The organism is Streptomyces capparidis, assembly GCF_054782095.1.
In genome coordinates this window covers 1-6936 of the sequence record NZ_BAAGTD010000110.1, presented here as the reverse complement: position 1 = coordinate 6936, position 6936 = coordinate 1, and the positions used below count along the sequence as shown (strand labels likewise).

The following is a 6936-nucleotide window of genomic DNA, read 5'->3' as shown; positions in this document are numbered from 1 at the left end:
CAGATGCCCACCGGTCCGCGACACCGCCTCCACCAGGAACGACCTGATCTCCCCCGCCAGCTCCACCAACTGCTCGGACGAGAGGTCCTTCAGGTCCTCCGGGCCCTTGATCTGCTCGAGCAACAACGGTCCACCCCCGCTTCGATCGGTACTCATCCGTCACTCATCGGTCACTGCCATGCCCGGCCGCCGCTCGGGCCATTCATGCCCCGCGGCCGCTCGCCATGGTGTCCCTGGCCGCGCGCAGCGACTCCTTCAGCGAGGAGACCGTCGCGAGCACGGCGGTGGGCTCGTAGCCGCAGTGCGCCATGCAGTTGGCGCAGCGCGGGTCCTTGCCGCGCCCGTACCTGTCCCAGTCCGTCTTCTCGATCAGCTCCCGGTAGGTGGGGACGTACCCGTCGCTCATCAGGTAGCAGGGGCGCTGCCAGCCGAAGAGGGAGTAGTTGGGGATCGCCCACGCGGTGCAGGGGAAGTCGGTCTTCCCCTCCAGGAAGTCGAGGAAGAGCGGGCTGTGGTTGAGCCGCCAGCGCCTGCGGTTGCCGTTCGAGAACGCCTTGCGGAACAGCTCCCTGGTCTGCTCGACGCCGAGGAAGTGCTCCTGGTCGGGCGCCTTCTCGTAGGCGTAGGCGGGCGAGATCATCATCTCGTCCACCCGCAGGTCGTCGTTGAGGAAGTTCAGCACCTCCACGACGGTCTGCGGGGTGTCGGTGTTGAAGAACGTGGAGTTGGTGGTCACCCGGAAGCCGCGGCGCTTGGCCTCCTTGATCGCCTCCACGGCCTCGTCGAAGACGCCCTCCTTGGCGACGGACGCGTCGTGCCGCTCGCGCAGCCCGTCGATGTGCACGGCGAACGCGAAGTAGGGGGAGGGCCGGAACCTGTCGAGCTTCTTGCGCAGCAGCATGGCGTTGGTGCACAGGAAGACGAACTTCCTCCGGGCGACGAGCTGGCGCACGATCTCGTCGATCTGCGGGTGCATCAGGGGCTCGCCGCCCGCGATGGAGACCATGGGGGCGCCGCACTCCAGGACGGCGCCGACGGCCTGGGCGACGGGCATGCGCTGCTTGAGCACCCCGGCCGGGTGCTGGATCTTGCCGCAGCCCTCGCACTTGAGGTTGCAGGCGAAGAGCGGTTCGAGTTCCACGATCAGGGGGAACTTGTCCCGCCGCCGCAGGGTCCTCTGCTGGAAGAGATAGGTCCCGACGCGCAGTGTCTGACGCAACGGCATGGCCATCTTGCTCACCTCCGGGGAGAGCGGATGTCGCTGGATGGGTGGGCGGGTCGGTGGTGTGCGGTGACGGCCGGTCCCCCGCCCGCGGGCGGGGGCTGCCGGTCGGGTGCGGGCATGTCGGGGGCGGGCATGTCGGGGGCGGGGGCGTCGGCGGGGTGGAACAGGGCGGGGTCGCGCAGGGCCGCCGCGCAGGCGCGCAGCGACCGGTAGGCGGCGGCGCCCGTGCGCAGGGTGCCCGGGCGCAGCAGCTCGTGCTCGGGGGTGTCCACGACGACGCGGACGACGGCGACCGGGCGCGGGCCCGCCGCGAGGGCGGCGCGCAGCACCGCCGCGGACTCCATGTCCACGGCGACCGCGCCGCCCGCGCCCAGCGCCGCCCGCTCGGCTCCGCGCACGATGTGGTCGGCGCAGGCCATGGGCCCGGTCACCACGGTGCGGCCGCGGCGGCGCAGCAGGTCGGCGAGCCGGTCGGCGCCGGGGCAGGGCAGGGGCTCCGCCGCGGCGTCCGGGGAACCGCAGGAGCCCGCGGGGCCGCGCACCTCGGTGGCGACGAACACGGTGCCGGGCCGCAGACCGGGGGCGAGGCCGGCGCAGAAGCCCGTGGACACGACCGGACGCGCCCCGGCACCCGTCGTCCCCCGCGCCCCGCCGTCCCCGCCGCGCAGGGCGGCGCGGACGGCCGCCCCGGCGGCGCGCGGGCCCATGCCGGTGCGCAGCACGTCCCCGGCGCCGCGCAGGGCCAGGCGCTCCACGCGCAGGGCGCAGACGACCAGCGGCGGGGGCGGCTGGCCCGCGGGGGCGACGGGCGGTGGCACGGTCATCAGGCTCCCTTCGCGGCGCCCTCCGGCCGGCCTGCGTGGAGGTAGCGCCCCAGCGCGGTCACCGGGAACACGAGCCGGTACATGTGGTAGTTGATCGAGAAGTCCCAGGGGAACCCGGTGCCGGTGAACTGGGGCTCGTCCCAGCTCCCGTCGTCGCGCTGGGCGTCGGCGAGCCAGCGCACGCCGCGCTCGACCGCGGCGCCGCCGCGCTCCCCGGCCGCGAGCAGCGCCATCAGCGCCCAGGCGGTCTGGGACGCGGTGGAGGCGCCCCGCCCGGCCCAGGACGGGTCGCGGTAGGAACGCAGGTCCTCGCCCCAGCCGCCGTCGGGGTTCTGGTGCCGCTCCAGCCACCGCACGGCGCGCCGGATCGCCGGGTGGGAGGGCGGCACCCCGGCCTCCACCAGCGCGGGCACCACCGAGCCGGTGCCGTAGACGTAGTTCACGCCCCACCGGCCGAACCAGGAGCCGTCGCGCTCCTGCTCGGCGAGCAGCCAGTCCACCGCCCGCCGGGTGGCGGGGTGGGCGGCCCGGCCCACCTTGGCGAGCATCTCCACCACGTGCGCGGTGACGTCGGCGGACGGCGGGTCGATGACCTCGCCGAAGTCGCAGAACGGCAGCAGGTTGGGGAAGCGGCTGGTGTTGTCCACGTCGAACGCGCCCCACGCGCCGTTCTTGGACTGCATGCCGAGGTTCCAGCGCACCCCGCGCTCGACCGCGGCGGCGACCCGGCCGGGGTCGGGGTGGCGCACCCGGGTGAGGGCGAGCACCACCTCGGCGGTGTCGTCGGTGTCCGGGTACATGTCGTTGTGGAACTCGAACGCCCAGCCGCCCGGCGGCAGGTGGGGCCGCTTGACGGACCAGTCGCCGCGGCGCAGCACCTGCTCGCCGAGCATCCAGTCGGCGGCCCTGACCAGCGCGGGGTGGTCGGCGGGCAGGCCCGCGTCGGTCAGCGCGATGGTGGCAAGGCAGGTGTCCCACACCGGGGACTGGCACGCCTCCACCCAGCGCATCCCGTCGGGGGTGCGCACGGTGAAGTCGTCGAACGCCCGGAGCCCCTTGGCCATCACCGGGTGGTCCAGGGAGTAGCCGAGCAGGTGCAGGGCGATCAGGGAGTACACCGCGGGGGGCTGGATGCCGCCCCAGCAGCCGTCCGCCTCCTGCCTCTGTATGATCCAGCGCTCGGCGGAGCGCATCGCGGCCCGGCGCAGGGCGCGCGGCGCCACCCTGTGGTAGGCGTGCATGGCCCGGTCCAGCCGCTGGAAGACGCCGTCCCAACTGGTCACGGGGGCGAGCGGGCGCCCGGGGCTGGGCACCGCCGGGTCGGTGTGCAGCTCGTGCAGCGCGAACGGGGCGGGGTGCACGGGCCGGTGGGCGGAGACGACGGTGAGCGGCACGATGGTCTGCCGGGCCCAGCAGCCGAAGGAGTAGATGTTCAGCGGCGCCCAGCTCGGCAGGTAGATCATCTCCGGCGGCAGCTCGGGCAGGTCGTCCCAGCTCCACCAGCCGAACAGGGCCAGCCAGATCCGGGTGAACACCCGCGCGGAGGCGATGCCGCCCTGGTCGCGCACCCACTTGGCGGCGGTCGCCATGTGCTCGTCGTCCGGGTCGTCCCCGGCCAGGCGCAGCGCCACGTACGCCTCGACGGTGGTGGACAGCTCGCCGGGCCCGCCGTGGAAGGTGCTCCAGGTGCCGTCCTCGCGCTGCTGGGAGCGGATCCAGCGGGCGGTGGCCGCGGTGCGCTCCTCGTCCCGGATGCCGAGGAACTCGCGGAGCAGCAGGTCCTCGGCGTCCATGGTGACGTTGGTCTCGAGATCGCCCTTCCACCAGCCGTCCGGGTGCTGCCTGGAGAGCAGGTAGGCTGTGCCCCGTTCCACCGCCTTGGACGCCAGCTCCTGCGCGGACAGGCGTTGCAGGGGCACCGTCCTGTCGGCTTCCCCGCCCGTGTGCGCGGGCCGGGTCCCGGCGGTGTGCGCGGCCGCACCCGGCGGGTCACCCGGGACGCCGCCGTTCTGACTCTCCCGGGCGGTGCCGCCCGTCGTCGCTGTCATCGCTCCCCCTCACAGTGGTCGGTGCTGCATGGGTGAGGCGGCCGGTGGGCCGTCGTTGTGCTCGGTGGTGCGGCTTGCTGGTCACTGACTCCGAGTCCGCGGCCCCTCGCCTCCGAGGGGCCGGACGCTTCCGCCTTCCTGCGGCCCGATCATCTGATCACCTCTCACGTACCACAATGAAGTCCGCGAGCGCGACCAGATTGCGGCGCACCCTATCGGGCATCGAGACCCCCTCCAGTGCGGCGAGCGCCGAGGCGTGCTGGCGCCTGGCCTCCGCCGAGGTCCACTCCCGGCCTCCGGCCTGCTCGATCAGCGCCGCCCGCGAGGCGAACTCCTCCTCGTCGAAGTCGGCGTCCTCGCCCGTGGCGCCGGCGCCCAGCGCGGCCAGCGCCTTGGCGTCGGCGGCCAGCAGCTCGGCGAGCCGCTCGGAGGCGGGGCCGCCCGCGTCCAGCGCCGCCACCACCGGCAGCGACTTCTTGCGCTGGCGCAGGTCGCTCCAGGTGCGCTTGCCGGTGGCCTGCGGGTCGCCCCAGATGCCGAGCAGGTCGTCCACGGCCTGGAAGGCCAGGCCCAGGTGGTGGCCGTAGGACGCGAGGGCGTCGGCGGTGGCGTCGGCGGCGCCGCCGAGCACGGCGCCGATGGAGGCCGCGCAGGCCAGCAGCGCGCCGGTCTTGTTGCCCTCCATCTCCAGGCACTCGGCGACGGTGACCCGGTCGCGGTGCTCGAACGACAGGTCCTGCGCCTGCCCGTCGATGAGCTTGCGGCCGGCCGTGGCCAGCCGCAGCGCGGCCCGGCCGCCCTCGACCGTGCCGGGCTCCAGCAGCACCTCGGTGGCCAGCGCGAACAGCGCGTCGCCGACCAGGATGGCCTGCACCGGGCCGTGCACCTTCCACACGGTGTCGCGGTGCCGGCGCTGCTCGTCGCCGTCCATCAGGTCGTCGTGCAGCAACGAGAAGTTGTGCACCAGCTCCACCGCGACCGCGCCGGGCACACCGGTGTGCGGCGGGCAGCCGGCCGCCTCGGCGGACAGCAGCGCCAGCGCGGGCCGCACGGACTTGCCGCCGTCGCCGTCGGCGGGGTTGCCCGCCGCGTCGATCCAGCCGAAGTGGTAGGCGGCCACCGTGTCCATGGGCGCGGCCAGCCGGTCCACGGCGGCGCGCAGCGCCGGGGCGGCCAGGTCGCGGCCGCGCTCCAGTACGGCCATGACGTCCGACTCGTCCCGCGCCGGACTCGTGCTGCTGGCCGTGCTCACCTTGCTGTCTCCTTTGGCTGTGTACGTGCTGGCCGCGGCGGGCCTCATCCCGCCGCCTCCTGAGGGCCTCCGGGGCCCGTCCGCGCGGACGGCGCACCGGCCGCCGCGTCGTCGCCGCGGCGCCGGGCCCGCGCGGCGGCGAGCGCGGCGGCGGCCTCGGCCGCCGCGGCCCGGCCGCCGCGCACGGCGCCCTCCATGGTGGCGGGCCACCCGGTGTCGGTCCACGCGCCGGCCAGGGTCAGGCCGGGCACGTCCGTGCGGGCCGCGGGCCGCAGCGCGCCGACGCCGGGGGCGGGGGCGAACGTGGCGGTGCGCTCCCGGGTGACGAAGAAGTCCCGCACCCGCGCGCCGCGCGCCGCGGGCAGGGCGCGCTCCAGTTCGGGCAGGTAGCGCGCGCGCAGTCGGGCGACGGGCTCGTCGATGTCGTCGTGGGCGGCGGACTGCGACAGCGCGATGTACTGGCCGCCGCCGGACAGGCCGGAGGCGGCGGTGCGGTCGAAGATCCACTGGATGCGGCTGCCGAGCACCGCGGTGAACGGGCGGCGCAGCACCGGGCGGTCGTAGACCACGTGGACGTTGAGGATGGGCGCGCAGGCCAGCTCGCGCAGCCGGTCCGGCGCGGGCAGCGCCCCTTCGGGCAGCAGGGCGCGCGCCTGGTCCTGGGGGACGGCGAGCACCACCGCGTCGGCGCGCAGGGTGCGCGCTCCCCCGGCGCCCTCCACGGCGACCTCGAACCCGTCGGCGCGGCGGACCGCGGTGGCGCGGGTGCGCAGCTCCACCGCCGCCCCGGCGCGCTCAAGGGCGGCGCGCGCCGCCTCGTCGTGGATGCGGCCGAGCGGCACGGTGGCCCAGCCGATGTCGGCGGCGCCCGGGTCGGACAGCAGGCCGGTCTTGAACACCATGGCGGCGAGCTGGAGGGAGACCTCGGCGCAGCGGGCGTTGAGGGTGGCGACGGCGACCAGGTCCCACATCGCCTCGACGGTGCGCGGGGACTGCCCGTGGGCGCGCAGCCAGGTGGCGAAGTCCTGCCCGTCCAGGGCGCGGTCGGCCGGGTCGAGGGCGCGCAGGGCCAGGGCGGCGCGGCCCACGGACAGGCGCTCGGCGGGCGACAGGTGCGGGTAGCGCAGCAGGCTGCCGGCCAGGTGCAGCGGGACGGGCAGCGCCGAGCGGCGCAGCCGGCCCAGCCGCAGGCCCGCCGCGCCGCCGCCGGGGCGGGCGCCCGCGACGTCCAGCACGGGCACGTCCAGGCGGTGCTGGAGGGTGACAAGACCCGAGGCGCCCAGCCGGGCGAGCAGGCCGCGGTAGGCGGTGCAGCAGCGCATGAACACGTGCTGGCCGTTGTCCACGGTCAGCTCGCCGCGCCGGAAGGAGAACGCCAGGCCGCCCAGGCGCGGGCGGCCCTCCACCACGGTGACGCGCACCCCGGCGTCGGCGAGCTCCAGCGCGGCGGTGATCCCGGCGAGCCCTCCCCCGACGACCACGGCCGTCCCGCCGGGACGGCCGTCGCCGCTGGTGCCCGCGCCGGCGGGCGGGGCGGGCGGGCGCGGGGCCGTGCCCGGGACCCGCGCCGGGGCGGGGCCGGTGCCG

At 75.7% G+C, this 6936-nt stretch carries 6 protein-coding genes; all 6 read right to left on the bottom strand.

Features of this window, described 5'->3' with window-relative positions; all coding sequences use genetic code 11:
* A partial coding sequence (locus ACYVO2_RS37000; protein ID WP_461012521.1) for a 1-deoxy-D-xylulose-5-phosphate synthase N-terminal domain-containing protein occupies positions 1 to 156 on the bottom strand: 156 nt, incomplete at its 3' end.
* A 46-nt stretch (positions 157 to 202) separates the two neighbouring features.
* Positions 203 to 1231 (bottom strand): adenosyl-hopene transferase HpnH, encoded by a 1029-nt coding sequence (gene hpnH, locus ACYVO2_RS36995; protein ID WP_461012518.1) that lies wholly within the window; start codon positions 1229 to 1231, stop codon positions 203 to 205.
* 5 nt (positions 1232 to 1236) lie between these two features.
* Entirely contained in the window at positions 1237 to 2049 is an 813-nt protein-coding gene (locus ACYVO2_RS36990) for a phosphorylase family protein (protein WP_461012517.1), read from the bottom strand.
* A complete protein-coding gene (shc, locus tag ACYVO2_RS36985; protein ID WP_461012516.1) occupies positions 2049 to 4097 on the bottom strand; it encodes a squalene--hopene cyclase in 2049 nt (682 codons plus the stop codon). The genes ACYVO2_RS36990 and shc overlap by 1 nt, the downstream gene beginning before the upstream one ends.
* A 157-nt stretch (positions 4098 to 4254) precedes the next feature.
* Positions 4255 to 5301, bottom strand: a complete 1047-nt coding sequence (locus tag ACYVO2_RS36980; RefSeq protein WP_461012520.1) for a polyprenyl synthetase family protein — start codon at positions 5299 to 5301, stop codon at positions 4255 to 4257.
* A gap of 92 nt (positions 5302 to 5393) precedes the next feature.
* Positions 5394 to 6830 carry a hydroxysqualene dehydroxylase HpnE gene (hpnE, locus tag ACYVO2_RS36975; protein WP_461012519.1) on the bottom strand — a complete coding sequence of 479 codons (1437 nt, stop codon included), beginning with the start codon at positions 6828 to 6830 and terminating at the stop codon, positions 5394 to 5396.
* Positions 6831 to 6936: the final 106 nt, after the last annotated feature.

Coding starts and splice junctions, on each gene's coding strand:
- ACYVO2_RS36990 (WP_461012517.1), bottom strand. CDS start 2,049: ATGACCGTGCCACCGCCCGTCGCCCCCGCGGGCCAGCCGCCCCCGCCG.
- hpnH (WP_461012518.1), bottom strand. CDS start 1,231: ATGGCCATGCCGTTGCGTCAGACACTGCGCGTCGGGACCTATCTCTTC.
- ACYVO2_RS36980 (WP_461012520.1), bottom strand. CDS start 5,301: ATGGCCGTACTGGAGCGCGGCCGCGACCTGGCCGCCCCGGCGCTGCGC.
- shc (WP_461012516.1), bottom strand. CDS start 4,097: ATGACAGCGACGACGGGCGGCACCGCCCGGGAGAGTCAGAACGGCGGC.